Source organism: Gluconacetobacter liquefaciens, from assembly GCF_003350405.1.
GTDB lineage: Bacteria > Pseudomonadota > Alphaproteobacteria > Acetobacterales > Acetobacteraceae > Gluconacetobacter > Gluconacetobacter liquefaciens.
Genome location: NZ_QQAW01000003.1, coordinates 387,542 through 413,915, shown reverse-complemented (window position 1 = coordinate 413,915; position 26,374 = coordinate 387,542). Strand labels below are relative to the sequence as shown.

General features: G+C 54.4%; 20 protein-coding genes and 2 pseudogenes. 15 read left to right on the top strand and 7 right to left on the bottom strand.

The features are described from left to right. Positions 1–62 precede the first annotated feature (62 nt). The gene (pgsA, locus tag C7453_RS08105) at positions 63–659 is read right to left on the bottom strand and encodes a CDP-diacylglycerol--glycerol-3-phosphate 3-phosphatidyltransferase (RefSeq protein WP_114727088.1); all 597 of its coding nucleotides are present in this window, start codon (positions 657–659) and stop codon (positions 63–65) included. 99 nt (positions 660–758) lie between these two features. Continuing rightward, positions 759–2,639 carry an excinuclease ABC subunit UvrC gene (uvrC, locus tag C7453_RS08100; RefSeq protein WP_114727007.1) on the bottom strand — a complete coding sequence of 627 codons (1,881 nt, stop codon included), beginning with the start codon at positions 2,637–2,639 and terminating at the stop codon, positions 759–761. Positions 2,640–2,973: 334 nt separating this feature from the next. On the opposite strand from uvrC, the gene C7453_RS08095 reads away from it, so the two are divergent. The 11 genes and pseudogenes from C7453_RS08095 to C7453_RS19350 form a co-directional block, all read left to right on the top strand. Next, positions 2,974–3,768, top strand: a complete 795-nt coding sequence (locus C7453_RS08095; RefSeq protein WP_174787925.1) for an exodeoxyribonuclease III — start codon at positions 2,974–2,976, stop codon at positions 3,766–3,768. Positions 3,769–3,937: 169 nt separating this feature from the next. After that, complete coding sequence (locus C7453_RS08090; RefSeq protein WP_245948919.1) at positions 3,938–5,281, top strand: polysaccharide biosynthesis/export family protein; 1,344 nt, start codon at positions 3,938–3,940, stop codon at positions 5,279–5,281. A gap of 74 nt (positions 5,282–5,355) precedes the next feature. Then, positions 5,356–6,552: a capsule biosynthesis protein gene (locus C7453_RS08085; RefSeq protein ID WP_245948918.1), complete on the top strand. Its 1,197-nt coding sequence runs from the start codon at positions 5,356–5,358 to the stop codon at positions 6,550–6,552. Continuing rightward, a complete protein-coding gene (locus C7453_RS08080) occupies positions 6,549–7,355 on the top strand; it encodes an ABC transporter permease (RefSeq protein ID WP_114727006.1) in 807 nt (268 codons plus the stop codon). Before C7453_RS08085 ends, C7453_RS08080 begins: the two co-directional genes overlap by 4 nt. Positions 7,356–7,367: 12 nt before the next feature. Beyond that, complete coding sequence (locus tag C7453_RS08075; protein WP_114727005.1) at positions 7,368–8,015, top strand: ABC transporter ATP-binding protein; 648 nt, start codon at positions 7,368–7,370, stop codon at positions 8,013–8,015. A 258-nt stretch (positions 8,016–8,273) separates the two neighbouring features. Next, a complete protein-coding gene (locus C7453_RS08070; RefSeq protein WP_114727004.1) occupies positions 8,274–10,109 on the top strand; it encodes a glycosyltransferase family 9 protein in 1,836 nt (611 codons plus the stop codon). A gap of 540 nt (positions 10,110–10,649) precedes the next feature. Next, complete coding sequence (locus C7453_RS08065; RefSeq protein ID WP_114727003.1) at positions 10,650–11,024, top strand: HAD family hydrolase; 375 nt, start codon at positions 10,650–10,652, stop codon at positions 11,022–11,024. Next, entirely contained in the window at positions 11,021–12,649 is a 1,629-nt protein-coding gene (locus tag C7453_RS08060; RefSeq protein ID WP_114727002.1) for a capsular biosynthesis protein, read from the top strand. Before C7453_RS08065 ends, C7453_RS08060 begins: the two co-directional genes overlap by 4 nt. Next, positions 12,646–13,374 (top strand): glycosyltransferase family 2 protein, encoded by a 729-nt coding sequence (locus tag C7453_RS08055; protein WP_114727001.1) that lies wholly within the window; start codon positions 12,646–12,648, stop codon positions 13,372–13,374. Before C7453_RS08060 ends, C7453_RS08055 begins: the two co-directional genes overlap by 4 nt. 142 nt (positions 13,375–13,516) lie before the next feature. Then, on the top strand, positions 13,517–15,013 hold the full coding sequence (locus tag C7453_RS08050) for a WavE lipopolysaccharide synthesis family protein (RefSeq protein ID WP_170143160.1): 1,497 nt from the start codon (positions 13,517–13,519) through the stop codon (positions 15,011–15,013). Positions 15,014–15,266: 253 nt separating this feature from the next. After that, positions 15,267–15,469 (top strand): annotated as a pseudogene (locus C7453_RS19350) (transposase); the annotation flags it as partial. 105 nt (positions 15,470–15,574) lie between these two features. Here the strand turns inward: C7453_RS19350 and C7453_RS08035 are convergent. Further along, the gene (locus C7453_RS08035; RefSeq protein WP_114726998.1) at positions 15,575–15,856 is read right to left on the bottom strand and encodes a hypothetical protein; all 282 of its coding nucleotides are present in this window, start codon (positions 15,854–15,856) and stop codon (positions 15,575–15,577) included. Between the two features lie 10 nt (positions 15,857–15,866). Then, positions 15,867–17,276 (bottom strand): hypothetical protein, encoded by a 1,410-nt coding sequence (locus C7453_RS08030; RefSeq protein WP_114726997.1) that lies wholly within the window; start codon positions 17,274–17,276, stop codon positions 15,867–15,869. 313 nt (positions 17,277–17,589) lie between these two features. On the opposite strand from C7453_RS08030, the pseudogene C7453_RS08020 reads away from it, so the two are divergent. The 3 genes and pseudogenes from C7453_RS08020 to C7453_RS19120 all read left to right on the top strand — a co-directional run. Further along, positions 17,590–17,976 (top strand): annotated as a pseudogene (locus C7453_RS08020) (transposase); the annotation flags it as partial. Between the two features lie 84 nt (positions 17,977–18,060). After that, entirely contained in the window at positions 18,061–19,548 is a 1,488-nt protein-coding gene (locus C7453_RS19125; protein ID WP_211311034.1) for a DUF6492 family protein, read from the top strand. Positions 19,549–19,572: 24 nt separating this feature from the next. Beyond that, positions 19,573–20,469 carry a hypothetical protein gene (locus C7453_RS19120; protein ID WP_211311033.1) on the top strand — a complete coding sequence of 299 codons (897 nt, stop codon included), beginning with the start codon at positions 19,573–19,575 and terminating at the stop codon, positions 20,467–20,469. A gap of 279 nt (positions 20,470–20,748) precedes the next feature. Here the strand turns inward: C7453_RS19120 and C7453_RS19625 are convergent, their stop codons facing one another. The 3 genes from C7453_RS19625 to rfaE1 form a co-directional block, all read right to left on the bottom strand. Further along, positions 20,749–21,525, bottom strand: coding sequence for a CatB-related O-acetyltransferase (locus C7453_RS19625; RefSeq protein WP_281271502.1), 777 nt, complete (start codon positions 21,523–21,525; stop codon positions 20,749–20,751). A 136-nt stretch (positions 21,526–21,661) separates the two neighbouring features. Continuing rightward, positions 21,662–22,747, bottom strand: coding sequence for an AGE family epimerase/isomerase (locus tag C7453_RS08005; RefSeq protein WP_245948917.1), 1,086 nt, complete (start codon positions 22,745–22,747; stop codon positions 21,662–21,664). Positions 22,748–22,852: 105 nt separating this feature from the next. Continuing rightward, positions 22,853–24,313 (bottom strand): D-glycero-beta-D-manno-heptose-7-phosphate kinase, encoded by a 1,461-nt coding sequence (rfaE1, locus tag C7453_RS08000; RefSeq protein WP_114726994.1) that lies wholly within the window; start codon positions 24,311–24,313, stop codon positions 22,853–22,855. A gap of 561 nt (positions 24,314–24,874) precedes the next feature. Between rfaE1 and C7453_RS07995 the strand changes: the two genes are divergently transcribed. Further along, positions 24,875–26,221: a hypothetical protein gene (locus C7453_RS07995; protein ID WP_141288760.1), complete on the top strand. Its 1,347-nt coding sequence runs from the start codon at positions 24,875–24,877 to the stop codon at positions 26,219–26,221. Positions 26,222–26,374 lie beyond the last annotated feature (153 nt).

Here is a 26,374-nt window from a genome sequence, read left to right as displayed (position 1 = left end):
GCGATTGGAAGTCTGCCCATTCGTTTCCACAACCACAAGTGGCATGAAATGCAACGATACAATCAGGACGCGATTTTTGACGCGCCATCGTGGCGGCCGATATGTCGCAGGGCGGTCATGAGGTAATCCCATCCGGTCATGACCGTCAGAACGGCCGCGATCCAGAGCAGGATCGACCCGATCAGCCCGACCGGGAGCCATGGCATATGCAACAGTCGGCCCGTCCCGTCGCCCGCCAGCAGGAAGCCGATCGCCGTCATCTGGATGCCTGTCTTCCATTTGGCCAGCCGCGTCACCGGCAGGCTGATCCGCGTCGCGGCCAGGAATTCACGCATGCCGCTGATCAGGATCTCCCGCGCCAGAATGATGATGGCCGGATACAGTGCGCCGAAGGGCAGATGGTCGGTTCCGGCCAACATCATCAGCGACGCGCCGACCAGCAGCTTGTCGGCGATCGGATCGAGCATCCGGCCCAGTTCGGAATATTGCTGCCGCGCGCGCGCCAGCCGACCATCAAGATAATCGGTGATCGCCGCCGCGATGAATAGCAGGCAGGCCGCGCAATCCATCATCGCCCCCCCCATCGCCACGAGGGCAACCAGGACGGGAATCGCCCCAATCCGCGACAGGGTCAGGATATTGGGCAGGTCGGTCAGCATCGGATGCACCGTACAGCAAGACACGTCGAACAGGAACGGTACTTCACGCCGGTCTGATGAAGAAATCGCTCACACCTGCCTCAACGTCGGTCATGGGCGCTACGCCCCGCTCCAGCCGGGGTGGAAATGGCCATAGACGACCCGTGCGGTCTCACGGTTGATCCCCGGCGTCGCCTCCAGTTCCGCCAGTCCCGCCTGCCTCACCCCACGGGCCGAACCGAACTGATTGAGCAGCGCGCGCTTACGCGCCGCGCCGACACCCGGAATTTCGTCGAGTTCCGACTTGACCAGCGCCTTGGACCGGCCGGCGCGATGGGTGGAAATGGCGAAACGGTGAGATTCGTCACGCAGCCGCTGTAAATAATACAGTACCGGATCGCGTAGTGGCAGTTGGAAGGCCGGACGGTCGGCCACATGGAACCATTCCCGCCCGGCATCCCGATCGGGCCCCTTGGCGATCGCCACCAGCGTGACGTCCGACACGCCGAGTTCATCCAGGATCGTCCGCACGGCAGAATACTGGCCCGCTCCGCCGTCGATCAGGACGATATCCGGCCAGTCGGCCGCACCGCCTTCCGCCTCGCGCTCGCGCAGGGCACGGCTGAAGCGCCGTTCCAGCACCTCGCGCATCATCGCAAAATCGTCCCCCGGCGTGATCGGCCCGCGAATCGCGAACTTGCGATAACTCCGACGGTCGAATCCCTCCGGCCCGGCCACCACCATGACGCCATAGGCATTGGTACCCATGATATGGCTGTTGTCGTAGATCTCGATCCGGCGCGGCGCTGTATCGAGCCCGAACAGATCCGCTACGCCGTCCAGCAGCTTCGCCTGGGCCGTGCTTTCGGCCATCTTGCGTTCCATCGCCTCGCGCGCGTTCGTCTCCGCATGCTCGACGACCGCACGCTTCTCACCCCGCTGCGGCACGAGGATCTCGACCTTGCGGCCTCGCTTGATGCCCAGCGCATCGGCCATCAGGTCATGCTCCGCGATCTCGCAATTCAGCAGGATCTGCGCCGGCGGCGGCTTGTCGTCATAGAATTGCGACAGGAACGCGCCCAGCACATCGCCCGGCGCCTCGTCACGGGCATGGATCGGAAAGAAGGCGCGATTGCCGTTGTTGCGGCCGCCGCGGATGAAAAAGACCTGAATGCAGGACTGCCCCGCCACCTGGGCGATCGCCACGATATCCGCATCGTCCAGCGACGCGGGATTGATGACCGACGAATCCTGCATCGCCGCGAAGCCACGGATCCGGTCGCGAATGGTGGCCGCGCGCTCGAACGCCAGGCTGGCCGCCGCCTCCTCCATCTCCCGCACCAGCTCATCGCGCAGGCCGTTGCGCTGGCCGGACAGAAAGGCCCGCGCCTGCTCCACCAGATGGGCATAATCCGCCGGCTCGATGCGCCCGACACAAGGTGCCGAGCAGCGCTTGATCTGAAACAGCAGACATGGCCGGGTGCGCGCGTTGAACACGGCGTCCGAGCATGACCGCAGCAGGAACACCCGCTGAAGCAGGTTCAGCGTCTGGTTGACCGCCCAGGCCGAAGCAAACGGCCCCCAGTAGGATGCCCCTTTGACCAGCTTGCCACGATGTTTCGCGATCTGCGGAAACGCATCGCCATCGCTCATCATGATCCACGGATAGCTCTTGTCGTCGCGCAGCAGGATATTGAAGCGCGGCTTCATGCGCTTGATATAATTGGCTTCCAGCAGCAGTGCCTCGGCCTCGGTATGCGTGGTGACGATCTCCATCGTCACCGTCTCGGACACCATCCGCCGCAGCCGCTCGGGCAGCTTGCCCAAGTGGGTATAGGACGTCACCCGCCGCTTCAGCAGCCGCGCCTTGCCGACGTACAGTACCTCTCCCTTCTCGCCGATCATGCGATAGACACCGGGAGAAAGCGGCATGGTCTGGAGGGCTTGCTGAATCGCCTCGACGCCCCGGAGGCGGGAGACGGCAGTGGCGTCGCCGTCCATCAGGCTGCCTCCCCATTCATCCACCGATTATGTGGATAAGTCTGTGGAGCAGACACGGGCAGAATCGTGGGGCGGGCGGTTTTCCTGCCTCCGGCTTGGATTGCATAAAAAAAACAGCACATGAAAATAACCCACTGATATTCAAACCATTATTCCAACACAGCCTTGATGTTCGATGAACTTCAGGCAATCCACTGAAAAGCCGAGGATCACTCCCCATCCCTCACAGGCTCCACGCGATTCCCTCTCTCCCCAGTCGCGTTTCGGTCCCGTTTTGTTCGTGATGGCAGGAATCGCCCTTGCCAGCCGGCGCATCATGGGCAATGCCACTGATATGCGCATCATGACGTGGAATATCAATTCGCTCCGCCTTCGACTGCCTCTGCTCGCCCGATTAGGCGAGGAACTCCGTCCGGACATCATCTGCCTGCAGGAAACCAAGGTCGCAGACGATCTGTTCCCTGCCGACGCAGTCCGCGATCTGGGATACACCCACACGTTCTATCGTGGCATGAAAGCCTATAACGGCGTCGCGATCCTGTCGCGGGTGGCGTTGACTTCGCTTGACGGCACGCCGGACTGGTGCGGCCGCGGCGATTGTCGCCATATCGCGGCGTCGTTTTCGCTCGGCGGTGAAACGGTCGACCTGCATAATTTCTACATTCCCGCCGGCGGCGACATTCCCGACCCCGAGGCCAACCCGAAATTCGCGCATAAACTGGCATTCGTGGACGAAGCCACAGCCTGGTTCGCCGACCGTCCCAACCGCCGAACCATCCTGGTTGGCGATCTGAATATCGCACCGCTGGAACAGGATGTCTGGAGCCACAAGCAGTTGCTGAACGTCGTCAGCCATACACCACCAGAAACAACGCGGCTACTGGCGTGGCAGGCCTGCGGCTTCGTCGATGCGATGCGGCATTTCGTGCCATCCGACCAAAAACTGTACACTTGGTGGTCCTACCGCAACCGCGACTGGAAAGCGTCCAATCGCGGGCGCCGCCTCGATCATGTCTGGATCACGCCCGACCTGACAGAACATCTGGCCAGCATGACGGTGTTACAAGATGTCCGCGACTGGCCAACGACGTCGGATCATGTTCCGGTCGCCGTTGATTTCCGCGATTGAAATCGCAGGAAGGGGAAGATGTTGCTTTTTGCAGCCGCTGATCCGCCCAGGACTGTGCATGATAATATCATCGCATGAGTGATCACTCTGCAAGACCCCAGCGGGCTGGGGGCATTTTCTTGCCAAGCTGTCCAACCTTTGACATAGAGCTTCGGCAATCTGACCAGACATGGATTTTTATCTTGGGGTGGTATGTCGCGTGGTTAATACGTTTCCTGAACTCTGCCGTTTGGGCAATCTTACCGCGACATGCCGTATGACGACGGCGCGGTTACCGGGCGTTCTGGCGACCAGCCTCTTTCTTCTGGCAGGATGCAGCTCCCTGCCACGGAGCGGTCCCACGGAATCTCACATTCTCCAGATACAAAAAGACCCCAAGCAGAATACGCAGGGCTTTGGCATCGTGAAGATCAGTGCCGACCTGCTGACGCTTCTTGCCAGTGATGCCCCAACACCGCTTTCGTCTCTCGAACAGGTAACCGATCGCGCCACGGGCAACGACATGATCGGCCCGGGCGATACGATCCAGGTTTCTGTCTACGAACTCGGCAACAGCCTGTTCGGCGGCGGCGGCACCAACGCCAGCGGCATGTCGATGGCATCTGCCCTGGCTGGCGAGGCCACCAGTAGCCAGAGCACGGGCTCCATTCTCTCTGGCAGCACCAGCGGACAGGATCCGCACGGTAACAGCGCCACCGCAACGCTGAGCAACCTGCCCCCTCTGAACGTCAGTGCCAAGGGAACTGTCACGGTGCCCTACGTGGGAACGCTGAATGTGGCAGGACGCACGGTGGATCAGGTGGCAACGATGGTACGCGAGGCTCTCGCCCGCAAATCCCAGGCACCACAAGTGATCGTGCATGTCGTACAGGGTGTGACCAACTCGGCCATCGTGTACGGTGATGTCAAACGCTCGGGACGGGTGTTGCTGACCCCCGCGCGAGAGCGTATCATGGATGTCATCGCCTTGGCGCAGGGCACCCTTCATCCTCCCGAGGATTCGATCATCCAGTTGACCCGCGGCAACCGGGTAGTCCGCGTGGCGATGAGCATACCGGAGAGCGACCCCTCACAGAATATCGCCATTCATCCCGGCGATCGTGTGGAGGTCATTTACAAACCGCGGACCTTTACGGTTTTTGGTGCGGCGGGCAAGGTATCGGAAGTCCCTTTCACGGTGCCTGAACTCTCCCTGGCAGAAGCCATCGCCCGCGTGGGGGGGCCGATGGATGAACGGGCCGATCCCAATGGAATTTTCCTTCTGCGCTATGAAAACAATGATATCGTCCGGCGCTTGGGTCTCCCCGTAACCCCGGGCAAATCCTCTACGCCGATCGTTTACCAGATCGATATGATGAACCCCGGCAATTACTTTCTTGGTCAGCATTTTGTCATGAGAGACAAGGACATGCTGTACTTCTCCAACGCCAAGGCTAATGAATTCTATAAACTGTTCGCCCTTATCAGCACGATTATCCAACCCGGTATCACTGCGGGATATATGGCGCACTGAGGCACCGGCCGGAACTCCCGCTGCGAAACGGGGCATGGACATTTTCGATAAGGTTGGGGCAGGAAAGTTTTTCGATGTCAGATGAGTATCAGGAATATCCTTCATTGGTCGCAACACCCGCACCCGCAGCCCGGCGGGTTCGTTCGGCGAAAGCGTACGAAGCCTGCGTGACCTTTGTGCGGAACAAGATCGGGATGGGACTTTTCTTCACGGTTATCGTGCCCAACATCCTGCTGTTCCTTTACCTGATATGCCTTGCGACGCCGCAGTATATTTCCGAAGCCCACTTCATGGTGCGAGGCGAACACAGCGCCAGCGGCCTGCCGCTTACAATGATGCTGCAGAGTGGCGCGGGCGAGTCCGTTACCAGCGACGATACCTTCGCGGTGCAGGATTATCTGGTCTCGCGCGATGCCATGACGCTCCTGCTTCGCAATAATGATCTTGCGCGGGTATTCTCCCGCAAGGAGGCGGATTTCATAGCCCGTTTCCCCAACTGGTATTCCCGGCGGGATCTCGAAAGCTTCTATAAGTACTATAAACGTCACGTTAAGGCACAGATCGACGCCGATACCTCCCTGTCTGTCCTGACGGTCCGGACCTTTAGCGCAGATGATTCGCAGCGGATCGCAAAAGCGCTCATCGCTGCTGCGGAAGACCTGATCAACGATATCAACCGCCGTCAGCGCGCGAATCTGGTGGATGCCGCCCAGAAGGAAGTCACTGCAACGCTGGGGGAGATACGCGATCTGCAAACCCGCCTTGCAGCCTTCCGCAACACCAGTGCGATGATCGATCCGGAAAAGCAGAGCACGCCGCTGGTGTCCTCACAATACGCGCTGCAATCCCTGTTGACCGCGACGCAGATGCGTCTGGACCAGACCCGCCAGACGGCACCCGACAGCCCCTCCATCGCGGTGTATCAGCACCAGATCGATATCCTGCGCAAGGAACTGGAGACCGCTTCCGCCCGCCTGACGGGAGACTCGCAGTCCCTGGTGCCGCGCCTGACGGAGTATGACACCCTGACCATCCAGAGGCAGATTCTGCAGCAGGTCCTGGCGTCCGAAGTCACGTCATTGCAGAGCGCCAAGGCCCGGGCGGACCATCAGATGGTGTTCCTGGAGGAAGTCACGCAACCCGACAAGCCTGATTACCCTGCCTATCCGCCGACCATCGAGGTGATGGCGATTTCGATCCTCTGCTTCTACGGCGTCTATATTATGGGTCGTCTTCTCGTCGCGGGCGCTCGGGAGCATCGGATCACATGAAGCGGCAATTGCGGTCGAGCAATAGGCTCCTCTCCCATTTCCGCCTACAGTACAAAGTTATTCATGCACTCATCCTGCGGGAAATTCATACTCGCTATGGGCGGGATAACCTGGGTTTCCTGTGGGTGATTGGCGAGCCCATCCTTTTCTGCGCGGGCGTCGCCATTGTCTGGACCGCCATTCGCCCAGCCCGTGAACATGGCTTGGCCATGACGGCTCTCGTGGTGACAGGATATGTTCCCCTAACGATGTGGCGACATTGCCTTGGGCGCGCGGTCAAGGCCTATGAGTCCAACGGCAGCCTGCTTTTCCATCGGCAGGTAACGCCGTTCGACATCATCACAGCACGCACGTTCCTGGAAATCATAGGGACAATCATGGCCGGCATGCTTGTGCTCGGGGTGGCCATTATCCTCGGCTACATGAAGCCCCCGCAGAGTTATGGCCTCATCGTGCTGGGACTCCTCTATCAGTCCATTTTCTGCTTCGCCACGGCCCTCCTCGCAGCATCGCTGAGCGAGATCTCGGATCTCGTCGAGAAAGTGGTATCTATTATTTCTTACCTCTCCCTCCCGTTTTCCGGCGCGTTCATCATGGTTGCGTGGCTTCCCCTGCGTTACCAATGGATTCTGCTCCTATCTCCCATGGCCAACAACATAGAAATGATCCGAGGCGGCCAGTTCGGCATCGAAGCCAGCGTCAGATACGACCTTTTCTACAATACATGGATGACAGTTCTGCTGCTCCTGATCGGCATCATCCTGACGGCGGGCGTCAGAAAACATCTCGAGATCACAGGTTAGAGCCGCGAAGCCATGATAAAGTGCGTCGACATCGTCAAGGAGTTCCATACGTCATCCGGCGTAAGGCGTGTCCTCAACGGGGTGAACTGCACGGTTCAGCGCGGCGAGAAGTGGGGCATCCTGGGGCATAACGGCGCCGGAAAATCGACGCTCCTGCGCATCATTGGTGGTGTGGACCTGCCCACATCAGGGCAGGTCGAGCGGAACATGTCAGTCTCCTGGCCCCTGGCGTTTTCCGGGGCATTCCAGGGCAGCCTGAGCGGCCTCGATAATCTGCGTTTCATCGCGCGTATCTATGATCGCGATTATGGGGAAATGCGCCGCTTTGTAGACGATTTTTCCGAGCTCGGCAGCCATCTCCGCGAGCCGGTAAAAACCTACTCATCCGGCATGCGTGCCCGGCTCGCCTTCGCATTGTCCATCGCGATCGAGTTCGAATGCTATCTGATCGATGAGGTCATCATGGTCGGCGACGCCCGCTTTTCGGAGAGGTGCCGCCGTGAACTTTTTGACAAGCGCCAGGACCGCTCGCTTGTGATCGTTTCCCACAGCATGGATTTCATCAAGGATACATGCGATCACAGCATGGTTCTACGAGACGGCAAGATGACCATCTGCGCCAGCGTGCAGGAAGGCGTGGATATGTATAATAATTTTTAAACTGCCCGTTGCAAAGATAGCGCGCACCCTCTACCAGCGCGCAGCCCCCCCCTGTTCCGGCAAACGAATTCATTTGCCACAAACCGGCGGAGAAACTATCCAGTTTCATATAAAACCGCATCCTCTCTTCAGTGCGAGCGACCAGAAGAACGGGAAAATGCGGCTTCGCAACGCCGGGGCTAACGGCCAGAAGGGCAGCCTGCGGGGCATGGGTTCTTTCTGCGGCCGGGCTCAAAATCGGAAATCTACTGGGAACGCATGGTGAAACAGTCGACCAGGTCTCTCGAGCCGTCCTGCAGCACGCTCGACACGCGGACCTGTTCCGCAGCCTCCTATCAGGGGCTGGATACCGACCCGGATGCCCCCCTCCCTTCCCTGCGCGACAACGCGGCAGATTCGCCATTTTCCGATCTGATGACTCTTCCCTTGCCACGCAACGTCAAATGGTTCCTGACGCGCCCGGCACCTGCCATCAGCCGGAAATTTCCCCGCATCGGCAAACGGCTCTCCGGACTTTACTACGCCTTCGTCTTTCTGTTTGCCGTCTCCAGAACGCGGATCGCGCTGGTGCAGATCGGCAACCTGAGAACCCCGACAGGACTTCCCGTCCTGTCGGGCGTGATCGCCTTTCGTGTTCTCATTTCATCGCGGCATGACCTGACGCGCGCCAGCATCAATCCCGATGGTGCCACAGCAGACATCGCTGTTGCCACGCCTGTGCTGGTCCGCAAGATCGGCGCTCTGAAAATCTGGGGCGTCAACGCGTGGGTGGATACCGCCCAACTGCCGGTTGGCCGACAGAGACTGCATATGAATATTTATGCAGGCACGCGTCATGCCGGACACATCCGCCGCTGGGTGACCGTGAGGCCGCAAGAGGAGATTACCGCATCCCTCCCCGACGGGGTCCGACATTCCGATGCGTTTGTACCTTCCGCGTCTGATGACAAGATGGGGACGATCGACCACGTTCTGTCCTTGCCGACTGAGCGACACCGGCCCCAGGAGCAAATTTTTTCTGGGAGCATCCGCTCCATTCTGATCCTGCGCACGGACCAGCTAGGAGACGTTTCGGCTTCCCTGCCCGCCATGGCACGTCTGAGGGCGCTCTTCCCCGAAGCGCGCATCACCGTTCTGTCGCAAACGGCCATCGTACCCATTCTGATCGCCTCAGGGGTCGCCGACGAATATCTTTCTCTTTCCCTATCCTACAACGGTAGAACGGAACGTCGTTTCCTGACCGCCGAGGCTGAACATGCCTTACGCCAAACCCTGCGCGGACGAGAGTTCGATCTGGCGATCGACCTTTCTCCCGGAGCCGAAAGTCAGCCCCTGATGCGGCTGTGTGCCGCACGCTACAGGGTGAGCTTCAAACCTGGTCAATTCCCTTTCATTGATTTTGGTATCGAGGTTACGTCACGCGACAAGGTTAATCGCAAGGCAGTCGTCAATCACGCAGCCCATGTCAGCATGCTGGTCTCTGCCCTTGAGGGGGCATTGCACATGGGCCAGACCGTCGTCCCCCGTCGTCAATCGAGCAGCGACGATTCCATTCTTAGCGACCATGGGGTGGCAAAGAAGGGCTATATTGTCGTGCATTCTGGCGCGCGCCATCCCATCAACCGATGGCCTCTGCCCAACTTTCTGGCATTTTGCGCAGATTTCCATGCTGCCACGCATATCCCGGTTCTGTTGTTCATCGACAAGGATGACCTGACGGACTCCATAAAGGCACAGTGCAAAAGCCTAGCCGGCGTCAGGCTGATGCCATCCATCGATATGAATGCATTCGACACACTCCTGTCGCATACTCTGCTTCTGGTTGCCAACGACACGGGCCCCAAACACCTGGCTGCCACGCGGGGCGTCAGCGTTGTCAGCATCGCCATCCCGCGTGTGAACTGGCAGGAATGGGGACAAAATCGTGGAGGAGTCATCCTCTCACGCCGTGTTCCCTGTGCCGGATGCGGCCTGAACGACCGGCTTTCCTGCGGTATGGATGCGATATGCGTTACATCCATTCCCGTCGCCACAGTCCTCGATACAACACTGGAAGAGATCGCTCGTCAGAACGAAAAGACACAACCTGCATGACCATCTGCCGAGTGAATCTTCGAACCCGGATCAATCTGCCCATTGATAATTGATATGCAGCTCTTTTCCTGTTTCTGGCACCGCATGGCTCGTAGAAGATTCGACGGAGAGCTAAGGGCCGCGACTTTCGATAGAGATGTTCCAAGCAGACATGACGGGCTTGATCGACCTTCGTAACAGTTCTATCTCTCCCGAGACCGAACCGCATAACGTCGTGAATTTTCCATGACCATCGTCCCCGATGCACCCGCTTTGTCGAAATCAGCAATGGACAGGGCAAATGACATCTTCAGAGGGGCGCTCAGGCAGGCATCAGTCAGCCATTTTTCATCCTATATTCCGCCTTAATGATGCACGAGAAGATCGCATCCTCTCTCATCTAGACTTTCAGCCGGAAATCCGCCCTCGCCCCACTCTGTTCAACAGGACCATTCTACTTTAATTCACTCATCAAGCCGTCTGTCCATCGCACGCTTTCGAGCAATGAAGATGGATGTCAATGTGTCTGCTTTCCCAAAATCGTCAATTAGCGGAGCCCCTATGAAACGCCTTGTCGTCGATCTTGATGATACCCTGACCAGAAACAATCCGGACCTGTCATACGCAGACAAGGAACCGAATCTGCCACTGATCAAAAAACTCAGGGAATACAAGGCTCAAGGTTTTGAAATTCTGATTCAGACGGCGCGGAACATGCGCACCTATAATGGGGCGATCGGCAAGATCAACGCCAATACATTGCCGATCATCTTGGAATGGTTGCGCAAGCATGAAGTGCCTTACGATGAAATCTACGTCGGCAAGGCATGGTGCGGAACGGAGGGCTTCTATATTGATGATCGAGCCATCCGGCCTTCAGAGTTTCTCAATTTGTCTCTCGAAGAGATTAACCGCCTGATTGAAACAGATAAATGATTCACCCCAACCTTATCAGCGTCATTGCATCAGGCGCTTACGTCAGCCATGAACTCGTTGCAGAGTTCGGGCCTTTGCCGCCGGCCTTTCTGCCACTGGGCGTGGGCCGCTTGTACGACATGCAGATTGCCAGCCTCAAGCAGGATCTGACCGAGGCATCGCCGATCTATATCACCTTGCCGGAGAGTTTCGACGTTCCGGCACATGATCTTCAGAGCTTCAAGGACAAGGGCGTAACGCCCATTTTCGTGCCCGATGGCCTGGATCTGGGGGCCTCGATCGTCTTCGCCGTCAACAGTATCAGCGCCTATTCGGCTGGCATCCGCGTTTTGCACGGGGATACGTTGCTGGATCGTCTGCCTTCCGGGCTGGACGTCGTAGCCTCCCATGCAGAAGGAGACGATTATTGCTGGGCGGCCATCAATCATTCAGGCACGCAGATCGAGAGCCTTGAGCTTATAGAAGCCGCTTCGGAAACGCAATTGAGCCGTCCCGTAGCCTGCGGTTATTTCGCGTTCTCGAGTTGCAGCGAACTGGTCCGTGCGATGGTGCGATCTGGCTACGACTTTTTACGTGGCGTCAATGCCTATAACCGGCTCCACCCCATGCGCATGGACAATATCGAACACTGGTACGATTTCGGCCACCTGCAGACGTATTTCCATTCGCGACGGATGGTGACCACTGCGCGTTCCTTCAACTCCCTGCAGATTACCCGCAATACAGTCAAGAAACTCTCGACCGACGCCTTCAAGATGCAGGCGGAAGCCAATTGGTTTGCCCGCATTCCAGCCGATGCGCGTCCCTACAGCGCCCGCCTTCTCGATCAAGGCCAGGATGGCACGCGCGCATTCTATAGCACAGAGTACCAGTACGCTCCCAACCTGTCGGAACTTTTCGTATTCTCCGGTATTGGCCGGATCACATGGCAGAAGCTCCTCAGCTCCTGTACCGAGTTCCTGGAGATCTGCGCCTCGCACGAAGGCGAGATTCCGCGCGCGCACTATGCGCGGCAACTCATGGGCAAGAAAACCGTCGAACGGCTTGAACGCTACGCACGGGAGAGTGGCTTTGATATTGCAAAGCCACTCTCGCTGAACGGTCGGCCCATGCCATCCCTTGCAGAGATCGCGACCTCACTGGAAGGCATGATTTCCGTACCGGATGCCGCGGAACCCTCCACCATCATGCATGGTGATTTCTGCTTCAGCAATATTCTCTATAATTCCCGCAATAACCGCATTTCCGTGATTGACCCACGCGGATACGTCTCCAGCGGTGAACATGATATTTACGGTGACATCCGTTATGACATTGCAAAGCTCTCCCATTCCATCAACGGCTTATACGACCTGATCATCGCCGGCCGTTACCGGCTGACGCAGCAGAATATGTACAGCTTCTCGCTGGAATTTCCTCCATCGAGCCAGCGGAACTGGCTGCGAAATCAGTTCGCCGATCTGACGATCGCGGGTATTTCTACCGCCAGCCAGGAAATTGGAGCCATTACGACTTCTCTGTTTGTCTCGATGCTTCCCCTCCACGCCGACCGTCCGGACCGGCAGGCCGCCTTCATTGCTAATGCACTCAGACTTTTTTCCGCCTTGGAAGGAAAGCCCGCATGATCATCATTCCCATGGCCGGACTGTCGAGCCGCTTTACAAAAGCGGGATACACCAAGCCAAAATACATGCTGCCTCTTCACGGCAAGAGCGTATTCAAGCATTCGGTAGAAAGCTTCTCCCGCTACTTCAATGATTTGCCCTTCATTTTCATTGCGCGGACGGTTGCAGAGACGCCTGCCTTCATCCGCAAGGAAACGACCGAACTCGGTATCCGCGATGCCCGCATCGTTGTGCTGGACCGGGAAACGGCAGGACAGGCAGAGACGGTCGAAATCGGCATTAAGGAAGCCGCGCTCGACGACCGGACTCCCCTGACAATCTTCAACATTGATACATTCCGCACCGGTTTCCACTTTCCTGAAGCCAGTTGGTTCAACCATTCCGATGGGTATCTGGAAGTTTTCCGGGGCGAAGGTGCAAACTGGTCCTATGTTGGCCCCACGGAAGACGGTGACGAACCCCTGGCGGCGCGAACGACTGAAAAGCAGCCTATTTCCGACCTCTGCTGCGACGGGCTGTATCATTTCGCGCAGTCCTCATCCTTCCTCGACGCGCTGGCGCGAGAACGGCTGGCTCCCTCTTTGCCAGAACTCTATATCGCACCGCTTTATAATCATCTGATCAAAGCAGGTCAGCGCATCCACTACGACCTCATCCCGACGGAGCTGATCACATTCTGCGGCGTGCCTGCGGAGTATGAGGCTTTGGGCGGGGAAAAACCCTGACCTTCAATATGCTGAGCCTCGGGCACCAAAAATCTGCCCTGCCTATGTCAGACCAACAAGCCCCCTTGGATCAGATGGTGGTGGAACCGCAAGGTTCCGCCCCTTTTTCTGTAACCCAAGCGGAACAGCCAGGGCATACTCAATGACAAATCCTGACTGGGACAATCCCGAGACATTCAGTATTGTTGTCCAAGGGTCGCTCATTCGCAGCAACCTGATTGAAACTGCCAATCACTGTGTTCACTGGCGGCGTCTTTTTCCCCATACACCCATTATCCTCGCCATTTCAGTCACGGATATCGTGACCGGTACGCCTCGCGAAAATGGTGTTCTGGATGACCTTGCGCTGGTGGCGGCGCATCAGCACAATGGCAAACTGCGCAATGCCCTGTTTTTTCTCCGCCAGGCCTGCACCGCCGTCACACTTGCCGACCCGGCCTTATCGCTCCCGCTGTTCAAGAAAGACAGCAAGGCCGGTAATAATATCAATTTTCAGATTGCGGCCGCCCGGGCCGGGCTAGCCTTGGTCAGTAGCATTTACGTACTGAGGGTCCGGGCTGACCTGATTTTTGCGGATCGCAGTTTCCTGGCGCATTACGAGGCTGACCGCGCCCTTCCCCGTGGGCATGCCAGCGTGCTGGAAGAGCGCGTCATGATCTCATGGCTTTACACGCTCAACCCCTACGCGCTCGAACGCCTGCCTCTTCATTATAGTGACTGGTTCCATCTGGGCCTGACGCGTGACGTGACACGGCTATGGGATATCCCCCCCATGCCGCTGGCAGATGCTACATATTACAGGGTACATGATTATGCCTCCGGCTCAAGCAGCGCAGAAAAACTGTTCCTGGTAAGGCTGGCAGTCGAGCAATATCTACTTTATCCGACATTCAAATCAGCGTTTCCAGATCTTCATCTGGATTATCACAATGACCTGCGTTCCAGGGATTTGTGCATGGATATCCTGATCGATAATTTCATTCCATGCGACCTTCTGCGCGCCGGATGCGTATTTGAAAAATACAGTCACGAATTCCATAACCGTAACAAGCGCACCCAATGCATCACCGCGGAGACCTGGCGCGCACTATGCCATGCACGGGGCGAAAACTACCGCACGATTACGTTAAATAGTGTGAAAGAGCCTCTTGCTACGCCGCCGAATAAACAGGTAGTTCGAGATGAGTTCTGGGAACGCTACGACGCCCTGCAACTGAGCCTGCGCGATGCCACACTCAAAGACGGTGAAATCGTTGCTAATGGGCCTAACGGCACTCTAATCTATGGTCCCTATGTGACCTTACCCGGAGGACATTATATAGCGCACGTGGATTGCGCTCTCATCACCGGACCAGGTGCCGTCACTCTGCGTATTACCGCGAGTTCGGGCCAGAACCTGCTGGCCGAACGCACGATCGAAATACCTGCCGGAACCGGAAGTCGTACCTTGAGTATTCCTTTCGCAGTTTCATCTCCTGAACAGAACAATATCGAAATCGTTCTTTCAATACAGCGAATTGAGACCTTACGAATTAATTATGTTGATTTCCGCAATGATCACTTTCCAAGACAGGAGGCAACTCTCCCCTCTTTTTTGCAACGTAAATTTACAGGGGTAAAAAGTAAATTTTTTCGTTAATGTATTTAACAGGATTGAAATTAATATAGATCCGGAAAATTTCAAACCAAAAATTATTGTCTGTACAGTGAAAATTCTCGATACAGGTAAGCAACATGCCCTGAAATATCATCTGTAGCCATTCTATGTCATAAGAATGGCAATCCTTTCGGCATTCTTTAGTGTCTGCCCCGAAAAGGGCGTGGATAATAAATTAAGTGATATCAGTCTTTTGTGATTCAGTCGGGGTTGCGAAACATCGACGGAGGATCTCATGTGGACCGATACCATCCGCGCGCAGGATGCGCGCAAGGGACTACGGCTGCCAAGCGATTTGACGGATGCGGAATGGAGTGTTTAGAGCCGGTTATGCTGGCGGCGAAGCCGGGAGGGCGGCCGCGTAAATGGGGATGGCGCAAGCTGCTCGACGCGATGTTCTATCTGCTGAGAGGCGGGCTGCCGTGGCGGATGCTACCGTTGAAGCGCGACACCAGATTTGGAAGCGCGGGACACAAGGTTTGGAACCCTATTCGAGGGCGGCTGAAGGGCCGTTTAGAGGCTTCTAAGCGCTTCGATTAGAGATCAGAACCTCCCCTCGACGGCCGCGCGTTCCCCTCTCGGCTGATCGAATAGGCCACGTCGCGCGGCATCGAGACGGTCCATGCACGCTGTCAGCAGCGCATCTGTTCGCGCCTCGCGTTCGCCCGCTCTCGCGACGAGTTCCAGCGCTTGGCGTCCGGCTTCCAAATGGCCCCGCCACGCCGACATGCGTCCTTGTAGCAAGGTTCCATATATGCCGCCCGCCGCACCGAGGAGCGTGCCCGCGGGCGTGCTGTAGACTTTCCATAGCTCGATCAGGTTCATGCTAGGATATTCAATTGATGACGATGCTTGAGCCGACGTCGCAGTTCATGGCGGACGTGCTGGTGCAGGCGCTCCCCGGATCGACATAGGACAGACCGCTCGTATTCCCGGTGGAGGCCGAGGCGGATGAGAAGAACCGTCCGAAACTGCCGTCTATCACGCGAAATCCGTAGCCGCCGTTGTTCTTGGACGTTACGGCACTACCCTCGAACCATCCGTGGTCCAGCAGCACACCGTCCCCGGCGTTGCCGCTGAGCATGACCGTGCCGCCTGAAATCCGGCCACCGGTCGCAGCCTCCATCCCAATGGCGTTGGCGGTCGAAGTGGCCTTATCGATAAACATTATCCCGCCGAGGAAGGCGAACAGGCCGGGACCACCAGAGCCCGAGACCGTTACGCTATGATACCAGGCGGACCCTCCCGCCGAGGCTGAGAAGCCCCCGACCAACCCGGCGGTCGCAGTCGAGCCGTCGGCCCACACGGCCCCGTCGCTCTCCGCCAGGAAGTTGAACCCCAGACCGTTCGGCGCATCGCCCGCGTCATTGGCGATGCAGCCTTCGCAATGGATTTTCCCGCCGTGCCTGGCGAGAAAATTCGCATCGCCTGCCCGGTTTCCCGTAAATCCGGCATCTCCTAGGAATTCGCCGCCGACATCCGCCGTCACGTCGTAATAGTAGTCGTTGACGATCACATCCGCTCCTGCGTGGATGGAGGAGTTCCCTTGCGCGAGGAACGCGCTGCCGGCGGATAGATCGGCCCATGTGTGTGTCCCTGTGCGGGCGCCGATCCCGTTGATCGTGATGTGGTTGATGAAGGCCAGCGCTGCCCCGTCATGAGCGTAAAACGCGGAGTAATTGTTGTTCGCCAGATTGTTGAAGTTCAGCACCGTATTCGCAGCGCTGTTCCCCAGAATCCGGACACGGCTCCAGTTGGGTCCGCTCATGTCGACCACGTTGGGATATGACCCGGACGCGGGATAGGTCCCGGTAGAGATGGCCAAGGTGATCGTGGCATCCCCGATGATGACCACCTTACCGACCCATCTGCCAAAATCCAGAATCGACGTGAAATCGCAGCTAGTGGCGCACATAGTCTTTGTGACGGATGAGGCCACCACATACGAAAGCGGTGTATAATAGGCATCTACCCATGCTGTGCTGGGCACCGCCGCGCCCGTCGCGCCCGGCTTGTCGCTAGGGGCTGTCGTGATTCGTGCACCTGACAGGGTCGGATTCGTCAGCAACTGCCCCCGTGATGTGCCGTTCTCAACACTGACGACGCCGTTCTGCACGCTATTAAGCTGTTTCGCGGGCAGCTTCTGGCCGTCTTGGAAGGTGACGATCAGATTTTGCGCCCGGGCGGCGATGGTCGTGGTGGCGATCAGACACAAGACACCGATGGCGATGGTGCGATAGTGCATGACGGATTCCCTTTCTCAGGCCTTGGAGGGGGTGTAGACGCTCCCCACAGAATACTCACCGCCCGGATCGGACGCGTAGGCAAATTCGGCTGGAACCGACGGTTGAGCTGCTTCGATCAGCAGCATCCGCGCCACAACTGTCCCCGCTGCCGAAATAACCACCGGCGCGGGCGTCACCGCTTTCCCGTCCAGCCCCGTGTAGGATGACGGTTGCCACCTCTAGGCCACAGTGCGGTAGAGAATATACGATACAGGGGACGGATCAGTCGCCATGAGAGCTTTCCTCACTTACGCCGGACCTACGGCCTTAACCATGATCGTCTCCGGCTGTGTCGACGGGATCGCATTCTGGTTTACGGACGAGACATGGGCGATCTGGGAACCTCTGATTGAGGTGGTTCGCCCAAGAGACAAGACGCCGCCCCATGATCTGCGGCGTACGATAGCAGCGATTTTCTGGTGCCATGAGAATGGCGCGAAATGGTGGAGCATCCCCGCTGAACCAGGCCCGTGGTGGCGGGCGGCGCAGCTTTTCATCCGCTGGACGAAACTCGGCGTATGGGAACGCCTGCTCGAACAGGTTTAGGAACGACGCGGAGCGGCGCTTGGCATGACTTTTCTGGCACGAACATCAGAGCTCACCACAAAGCGGCGAGAGTCCCAAAAAGGGGCCTCTTTCGAAGAGCGAGACCATCGTGAAGACAACCGAAACTTGACATCAAAACACATAAAGTCAATGATGAATCTTAAGACAATTCGCAAATAACATTTAGATAGGCTACCCATGAATAATGCAGAACGTGTTTCTATAGTAACTCCGAGCTATGAGAAGCATGCAGATCAGTATGAATGTATGGTGAAGAGCATAAAGAAATATTGCACCGACTTTGATAGTATCGACTTCATTCTTGTTTGCGAAGAGCACAACGTTAGCCTATTTAAGGAAATTTTTACAAGAAATTATGTTGAGCATTTCAATATAGTTACCACAGAAGACGTGATAAAATATTTCAAAATTCCAGGGAGTTCAAAGGATTTTATTTCACGTGTTGGAAAATTTACTTTCCAGACTGTTAAGAAATTTGGCGGATTATTAAAGGTGAGGACACCCTACTCTATCGTCTTAGATAGCGAAGGGATTTTTTGCAAAAGTTTCTCTATTAAAGACGCCGTACAAAATTACGCCGAACAAAAATACGTTTTTTATACATTAACTTCACCTAGGAACGAGTTATGGACTCGGTCTGTTGGGCATCAAGTCAATAAAAATACTTCTGATACTCTACAGAACGATGCCACAAAAAGATGGTATATGGAATATTTTCATTGGTTTTATGAGACAGAAAAAGCAAATGATCTAATAAAAAACCATCTGGGGAATCTATTTCTCGATTATATTAGAGGAATAGGGAATAATTATGACTTTAACGAGTTTAAATACGAAGGGCGATTTGTAGATTTTTTTGAAAATATTCTTTACTATAATTACATAGAAAAGTATTTTAGCGATGAATACAAATTCTATGATTTCAAAGAAGTTCTGTCTGAACATCTTCCGAAAGAGATCAGCGCCCGATTTAAATTAGATGAACTTCCATTCTCTCTTTTTGGCAATGATTACTTATTGAACATTTTGGCGCCGGATGAAGTTCATCATTTAGTTCCGTTGTTTGATAAGTTTAAACTCCCTTTTATTCGCCTCGAACCTCCTGTTTTCAGTTCTGATTACTTTCCTGAGCTTAAAAAGCTTCCCTATTTTATTGCCACCATATCCTCTCATCATCATATATGGCTTGATAAGAAAATCGCTGTATGCATTAGCGGTGAATTTAGACATATTATTCATAGAACTCCCGAACAACAAGTGCGTTGTATTAAATCTTTTCTGTCGGGAGTTGATTGCGATATTTATATTCACGGTTGGAGCAATAGTTCTGAGGCTCTGATTTTACATGAGTTAAAGCCAAAAAATCACCTCTTCGAAGAGCCTATTTCACTACGCCAACTGGAGAGGAGGATTAAATTCCGCGAACCACGCCTGAAGCCAGGTCGTGATCATGGTAGCCTATCGATGTTCTATAGCATGCAGCAATCTTTTGAACTTTTAAAAGATCATGCTGACCAATATGACTATGTTGTACGGATCCGTCCTGACATTTATCCTGACCTTTCCCTCAAAGAAATATTGGTTAAAATTAGCGATGAAGGTGACTTCATCGATAATGCCATATATTTTCCCAAATGCTATCACTCAAAAGGAATCAATGATTAATTCGCAGTCGGAAATATAAAGTCCATGGGGATTTATTTCCATACATTTGATTATACAGAAGAACATATTGAAAATATATTCTTCAATCCAGAATCTATACTACTAAGAAATGTATTGGAGCATAAGATTAAACCTGCTCTTGTAGATTTCCCGTATGCTCTAATGCGTCAACTGCCCTTTCGTATACACGAGGTCAGCCGAGTAATGCGCGAGCAGGAACATATTTGGTGGTCACGCACCGACCATCTGCCATCTTTGTCTGACTTAACCTCATATTTTAAGGATAAATTACGTTCAATGGAGGACGCCCTGAATGGCAATGTTCCTCAAGTTCTTTCTTTTCCATTTAAAATTTCAGATTATCCCGAGGGAGATGTCTGGATTGAAGCCAAAAATGACGACAACAATCCGTCAAAAGCAATTGCCGCATACTTTAAAAGCGATAATATCGTCCATACGTCTCATTGTGTTATCAACAATGACTATGTAGAATTTCAAAAAGATTTCCAAAAGCACACGTTCGTCTTCAAAGAAGGTGATTTTTATATATTTTCTCAGTGGAGATTCGTTGGGAATAATTTTGTCAACTTTAAGAAGAGTTTTCCCGCCAACAACGTTATGCAAGGCAGCCCATTTAGCTTTAACGAGATGACTGATGCTTGGCGAATTTATGACTCCCTTCAAGAATCTGAGAATCAAGGGCATATCATTAAGCGTAATGTTGACAAGCTATTCACAGAGCAAGAATTGAAGAAGTTACCTCTTCATTTGAAAGCGTCTCTCTTTTTTCTTTCAAGCGTTCTGGACGAGAAGATGAAAAGAAAACTCCAAAGAAATCCCATCCGGTTCTTTGAAGACGCTAAAAACCCCATTTCAAAGAAAATTGGTGAATTCTATATGGACGCGATAAAACATAAATAATTTTACGTATGAAGTTTAAAACTGATGGCGGGACTGCGAGGTTCCGCCCGTTTTCTATGCAGACCTGGAGAACATCGATATGGCTGCGTAGTCAAACCCGACTTGAACAATCGGGGGAAAACGTAAAATGAGCGTAAGCGTGAGCGAAGTCCCACATACCGGCGTTCGGCATATCTGAGGATGATGTTGTCGTTTTCCGAGACCCGCTTACCGTCGCGTAGCCGCTCTCCTCACGTTGTGAATTTTTGATGGTGTTCAAAACTCAGAGCTGAGCTCCAATCAATATACCTCTATTAAATGGCTAATTTTATTGCGATTTTTACGAAATTTTTTTATATTTTTTCTAATTTCAGGAAACTCATACAAAAATTTGTTGACATCACCCAAATCAACACAATTAAAATCGACAAAATTATAATCCCACCATTGTATTTCTAAGAATTTTTCTACAACAACCTCATCAAATCTGAATTTTATTATTTTAGCAGGATTGCCACCAACAATCGCATAGTCAGGAACGGATCTTGTTACGACAGATTCTGCAGCAACAACCGCACCATTTCCTATTGTAATGCCAGGTAAAAGCGTAACATTAGCACCAATCCAAGCATCATTTTTAATAACGGGCATCTTTTTCTGAATGCCCATCGTACTCTGAGTTTTTTTTATTCCAGCCTTCCTTAAAGGCTCTGAAACAATGATAAAATCATCATCGTATCCAACAGGACTTGTTGTTACAGCTTCTATTGGATGCCTTGGTCCATGAATTTTCAATCCGTGGGCGATAGAACAATACCTGCCGACTACCGTTCCAATCGGCAATGACGACCATGTGTATGAAAAGCATCCAATTTCTGGTATAGTATTTCCAGAAAGAATAGCAGAATAAGGATTGGCACATACATTTTCTTCGAAGAAGATTTTTTCCCCGGGATGAAACCTCTCTTCTCCAGATGTCGTAAAAAAAACTTTCTTTTTTTTCAGTTTATCAATGATTTTATTCGTTAACGTTACTTCGAATGCGTTTGCATTATTAATTATCGTTCGAACAATCAATCTGTTTCTCCTTTAAAGGGCCGGCGTCTTTGGGGCGAAGCGCGAGATGATTCTCATAGTCCACTCATCTCGGCCACGCAGCGGAGACGAGCCTGCCGTCCTGACGATTGCCCCGAGCGAAGCACGCAACGACGGTCTATGAAGCCAGTTCCCGACCCGCTCCGTAGATATGGTACAGCGAGCTAGCCGGCATATAATCCACCAGAGGTGCAAGCGCCGCATCAAGCCTATCGATCCAGCCACCCGACAAATGCCGGGGCGCGTAACGTTCAAAAAATGCGCCACTTATCCGGGTCAGCAGTGCAGCGTCATCTTGGGAATTCAGCACACGCCTTTGGTGCAGCAGACGCATGAGTTCAGTCTGTGGCCAAATGCGGGTGGAATGTTCGAAGATCACACCTTCTTCTGTCATGGCGTCACATGCGATGCCCGTTTCGGGATCGCAGCCGGCAGATGTCCCCACGACAAAGAGTCGATCCGCAACAGCAGCAATGCGCACGGCCTCGTCACCCGTGCAGCCCGCGAGCCGACTATACTCGCGCAGCAACCACGCCCACTCGAAAAGATGTCCCGGCTCGATACGATTCGAGCCGGAAGCCTCGCGGGGCACCCATTCATCGTCAAAAAACTCAAATAGCATATCTGTACGTGGATCAATGAAGCGCGTGGTGGCCAGGTTCACAAGCGTCTTCGCATGAACAAGATAAAATTCGTCCCCCATCGTCTCGAATAACGCCAGATACGCTTCCAGCAGGTGCATATGAGGATTCTGCCGTCGCCATGAATCTGTGGCGGGCACCGTATCCCGGAACCCTCCATTCTTCGCGGCGAAAATCATATGCATTTCCTCGACCGTCTCACGGGCGACACGCCGATAACGCTCATTTCCCGTCAGATTAAATGCCCATGCATAGGCAAAAAGAATGAATGCGTGGGCATAGAGATCACGCATCCTGTCCGCTGGTTTACCGTCGGGCGCCAATGAGAAAACCCATCCTGGCATGCCGTCGCTGCGCCGGTAGAGATGCTCTACCTCATCAAGGCAACGAATGGCCTGAGCCGAGGCATCGTAGAGACCATCGAGCGCCGCCCGACAATAGGTTGCCACCTGTCGCGCCTGAACCATAAGACGAAGCTGTGCCATGGAAACCGGCGTTGCGTCCCAAGCCAGACGCTCATGGTAGAGGCTTCGACGCGCGTCGAAGCCCGCATCGCTCCACAACGGCAACGCCTGGCCGGAGAGCCAATCGCTCCACCCTCTCTGTAGGGAAAAAAGAGAGGGACTCTCCGGACTACTCGGCATAAAGACAATCCGTTCGGGAAGACATTAATGGGCCGTTCGAGCGGCAAGGGTCGTTTGTTGCATTTTTTTGACGATCGAAGTGGTCGAGCGGCCCGAGACAAGATCCACGAGCACAACGGCCCCGCCATAAGATTTCACAAAATCCCCACCGACGACCTGATGCTCCTGATAATCCGCACCTTTCACGATCACATCGGGCTTCAGGGCCTGAATGGTTTCAAGGGGCGTGTCCTCATCGAAAATCACGACGAGATCGACATCGCGCAGCGCGCCGATCACCGTAGCGCGCGCCTGCTCGTCCTGCAGCGGCCGAGATGCCCCCTTTAATCGCCTGACGGACGCGTCGCTGTTGATAGCAACAATCAGCTTGTCTCCATGCGCCGCCGCCGCACGAATGAGCGAAATGTGTCCCGGATGCAGCAGATCGAAACAGCCATTGGTAAAAACGACACGCGCACCGTAATGACGCCAGCTTTCAACGATTGCCTGCGCATTCCGGGTAGATAATGTAACGCCGCTTTCCCTGATTTCCGCCATCAGAGCGGCACTGAGCTCACTTCGTGATACCGTCGCAGTGCCCAACTTGCTTACCGCGATCGAAGCCGCGCTTGTCGCGATCACGATGGCCGTTTCCAGATCCTGACCGGCCGACAGCACGCTTGCAATCGTCGCAACCACGGTGTCCCCCGCTCCGGAAACGTCGCAAAGCTCCGACCGCCGTGCACTGGCATGCGTCACGCCACCCTCACGCCGCACAAGGGTCATGCCTTCCTCAGAGCGCGTGACCAGAACATCGCCGCCAAACTGCTCGACAACCGCGCGGGCGGCGCGCTCGACTTCCTCATCGGTACCCAGCGGCAATCCCCCGGTTGCCAGCCCCATCTCACTCCGATTCGGCGTAATGAGTGAGGCACCGCGATAGGCTGAAAAATCCCTGCGTTTAGGGTCGACAATGACAGGAATATTGCGTTCACTGGCATGAGAGATGACGGCATCGAGTACATCATCCGAAAGCACACCCTTGGCATAATCGGAACAGATTACGACATCGGCGCCCACGATGGCGTCGCGGGCCGCCTCTATCAAGCGCGCACGTGCTGCCTCAGGGACAGGTGAGATACGCTCCTCGTCAATCCGCACGATCTGCTGTCGTCCGCTCAGGACCCGCGTCTTCGTGACAGTCGTCCAGGACGGATCGGCGACGATACCGGACAGATCGATGCCCGGCGTGCCGGTTAGCGCGTCCTGCAAGACTCGGGCAGAATGGTCACAGCCCACAATCCCAAGCAGGGTGACCGCACACCCCAGCGTTGCGGCATTCGTGGCGACATTCGCCGCTCCACCGGGAACCGCGACCTGTTGCGCGCGAAGCAGAACCGGAACCGGTGCCTCCGGCGAAATGCGCGCCACGGAACCATTGATATAACAGTCAAGAATCAGGTCACCGATAATGACAACGCGGCCGAATTCGAAATCCTCTATCATGACACAGTATGAACCTGATATTGACAACGACAAAAAGCAAAAACAGATCAACACATATTGGCAAAAAGATGACCGCTGATACGGTCACTCGCCGCAGCATCGACGGCTTCATTCTTATTGCCGGTCAGCATCAGCAGAACCGATCAATCATGAATATGTCACTTGCGAGACCTCGCACGCCGTTCTCTCCCGTTGCCGTAGATAGTCCCTTCAGCGAAAAAAAGCCACATAGACACATGTCTCACGCTCTGGAGATCGCTTCGGTCAGCGGAGGTTCCTGCGCCTAGGGCAGGCCAATCCCGGCATAGATAAACTCGCCGGCACATTTTCCCGCGATAATCGCCGTTGCGGGGCAAAAAGCCTGATCATGCATCTCCTGACCTGAGCGCGATATGGAGACCGTTCCTATGGAAATAGACCACCTCACCCGCCACAAAAGGAGAACGTCTCCACAACAGGGCGTCACCCGGCTGGCCGAAGCAGCGATGCCTGCCGATTACAGCCGAGGTTCCTGCAAACCTCTTTAAATAGCCCATTCCCTCCTCCTCGAAGGGACATGCAATGAGCAGATTCTATTTTTTTCTTCATGCCATGGTAATGGTTGCATCCTTACTCCTGTCAATTCCCACTCGGGCTCAGTCATCAATGGCTGCATTCCCGTCAGATGCAGGACTGACTGCACGGCAATTCAACCTCGTAAAGACGGGAAAAATCGACGCGGTCCCTGCGATCCAGGCCCTCATTGCCGCAGAACGAGCCGTTATTCTGCCTTGCGGGACATACCGTCTCGATGAATCATTCCCGGATTGGAGTGCTGACGGCATTCGCCTGTCCGGAGCCAACATGCAATGTGTAATACTCAACGTTAATTACACGATTACTTCTGGTTCTGTAAATGTCTTCCACCTGTCGGGCCATGGGCAGGTTATCTCAGACATGACCATCAACGCGACCCGGCAGATGCGTGCTGGCGCGATGATTTACCTGAAAGCTGCGAGTCAGGAACGCGTACACGACCTGATTGTAACGGGGCCCTTCTGGAATGGTATTTATGTCTATGCATCCAATAATGTCCATATCGATCACATCTATGCGCGCCCCCCCTTTCCATCCTTCCACACCGCGCCGAATGCACAGAACGGCGCGGCATATGCAGGGGCAGCATTCATATCACTGGATGGAGACCTGACCTCCGGAAAAATAAATATCGATACATATCTGGAAGATCTAAATATCGCCCAGTATGAAACTGGAATTCAATATCTCTACACATCTGGCGTCTATGCCAGCAATATAGATATCGTGGGTACCAGATCAGCATATTTATTCACTCCGGGCCCCAAGGAGAGCGTTAACGGAGTGCAGATGGTGAATGCTCTGGGTGACACCAGCTATGGAGCAAACTGGTATTTCCCCAATTCCGGCGGCGGTGTGTACGAATTCATGTGTTCAGCATGCTGGGCATCCAGTTCGTATTCCGATTCCGGAATCGTCGTGGAAAATCCACGTGTCAGTCAGATTCATTTTCAGAATTCGACCTCAATCAACAACAGCAGATATGGTCTATACATCTCGGCGGGACGCAATATCGGATGGATAGGCGGCGCGATCGAAATGAACAATAATAGGCTCGGTAGTAAAACCGATGCCAGCGACGTCTACATTTCCGGTACCGCTGGGAAACTGGACTGGATCCGTATTCAGGATACCTTTATCGGCCAGGGCGGAATCATGCATGACCAGAATTCTGGCAAGTGGCAGGCGACCTATGCGGTCGACCTAGCCAATGTTCCTGCCACGGCTCATGTCATGCTGACCGGCCTGCAAACGTATAACCACAAATTCGGGCAGTTCAATAAGCCGGCCAACATGAGCAATATCAGCATGGCGAATAATCAGGGCGATTGAAAAAAGAGCCCTGTTTACATAGATACGATCGGTATCGTTCGATTACCATACAGGACAACGTTCATCGAGAACAGTAACGACCGCTTCCGCTACCGAGTTCTCCCTGTGTGCCGGCTCACAGAACGGCCCTCCCTCCCCGCGAGTATCCGAAAT

Coding starts and splice junctions, on each gene's coding strand:
- pgsA (WP_114727088.1), bottom strand. CDS start 659: ATGCTGACCGACCTGCCCAATATCCTGACCCTGTCGCGGATTGGGGCG.
- uvrC (WP_114727007.1), bottom strand. CDS start 2,639: ATGGACGGCGACGCCACTGCCGTCTCCCGCCTCCGGGGCGTCGAGGCG.
- C7453_RS08095 (WP_174787925.1), top strand. CDS start 2,974: ATGCGCATCATGACGTGGAATATCAATTCGCTCCGCCTTCGACTGCCT.
- C7453_RS08090 (WP_245948919.1), top strand. CDS start 3,938: ATGGATTTTTATCTTGGGGTGGTATGTCGCGTGGTTAATACGTTTCCT.
- C7453_RS08085 (WP_245948918.1), top strand. CDS start 5,356: ATGTCAGATGAGTATCAGGAATATCCTTCATTGGTCGCAACACCCGCA.
- C7453_RS08080 (WP_114727006.1), top strand. CDS start 6,549: ATGAAGCGGCAATTGCGGTCGAGCAATAGGCTCCTCTCCCATTTCCGC.
- C7453_RS08075 (WP_114727005.1), top strand. CDS start 7,368: ATGATAAAGTGCGTCGACATCGTCAAGGAGTTCCATACGTCATCCGGC.
- C7453_RS08070 (WP_114727004.1), top strand. CDS start 8,274: ATGGTGAAACAGTCGACCAGGTCTCTCGAGCCGTCCTGCAGCACGCTC.
- C7453_RS08065 (WP_114727003.1), top strand. CDS start 10,650: ATGAAACGCCTTGTCGTCGATCTTGATGATACCCTGACCAGAAACAAT.
- C7453_RS08060 (WP_114727002.1), top strand. CDS start 11,021: ATGATTCACCCCAACCTTATCAGCGTCATTGCATCAGGCGCTTACGTC.
- C7453_RS08055 (WP_114727001.1), top strand. CDS start 12,646: ATGATCATCATTCCCATGGCCGGACTGTCGAGCCGCTTTACAAAAGCG.
- C7453_RS08050 (WP_170143160.1), top strand. CDS start 13,517: ATGACAAATCCTGACTGGGACAATCCCGAGACATTCAGTATTGTTGTC.
- C7453_RS08035 (WP_114726998.1), bottom strand. CDS start 15,856: ATGAACCTGATCGAGCTATGGAAAGTCTACAGCACGCCCGCGGGCACG.
- C7453_RS08030 (WP_114726997.1), bottom strand. CDS start 17,276: ATGCACTATCGCACCATCGCCATCGGTGTCTTGTGTCTGATCGCCACC.
- C7453_RS19125 (WP_211311034.1), top strand. CDS start 18,061: ATGAATAATGCAGAACGTGTTTCTATAGTAACTCCGAGCTATGAGAAG.
- C7453_RS19120 (WP_211311033.1), top strand. CDS start 19,573: ATGGGGATTTATTTCCATACATTTGATTATACAGAAGAACATATTGAA.
- rfaE1 (WP_114726994.1), bottom strand. CDS start 24,313: ATGATAGAGGATTTCGAATTCGGCCGCGTTGTCATTATCGGTGACCTG.
- C7453_RS07995 (WP_141288760.1), top strand. CDS start 24,875: ATGAGCAGATTCTATTTTTTTCTTCATGCCATGGTAATGGTTGCATCC.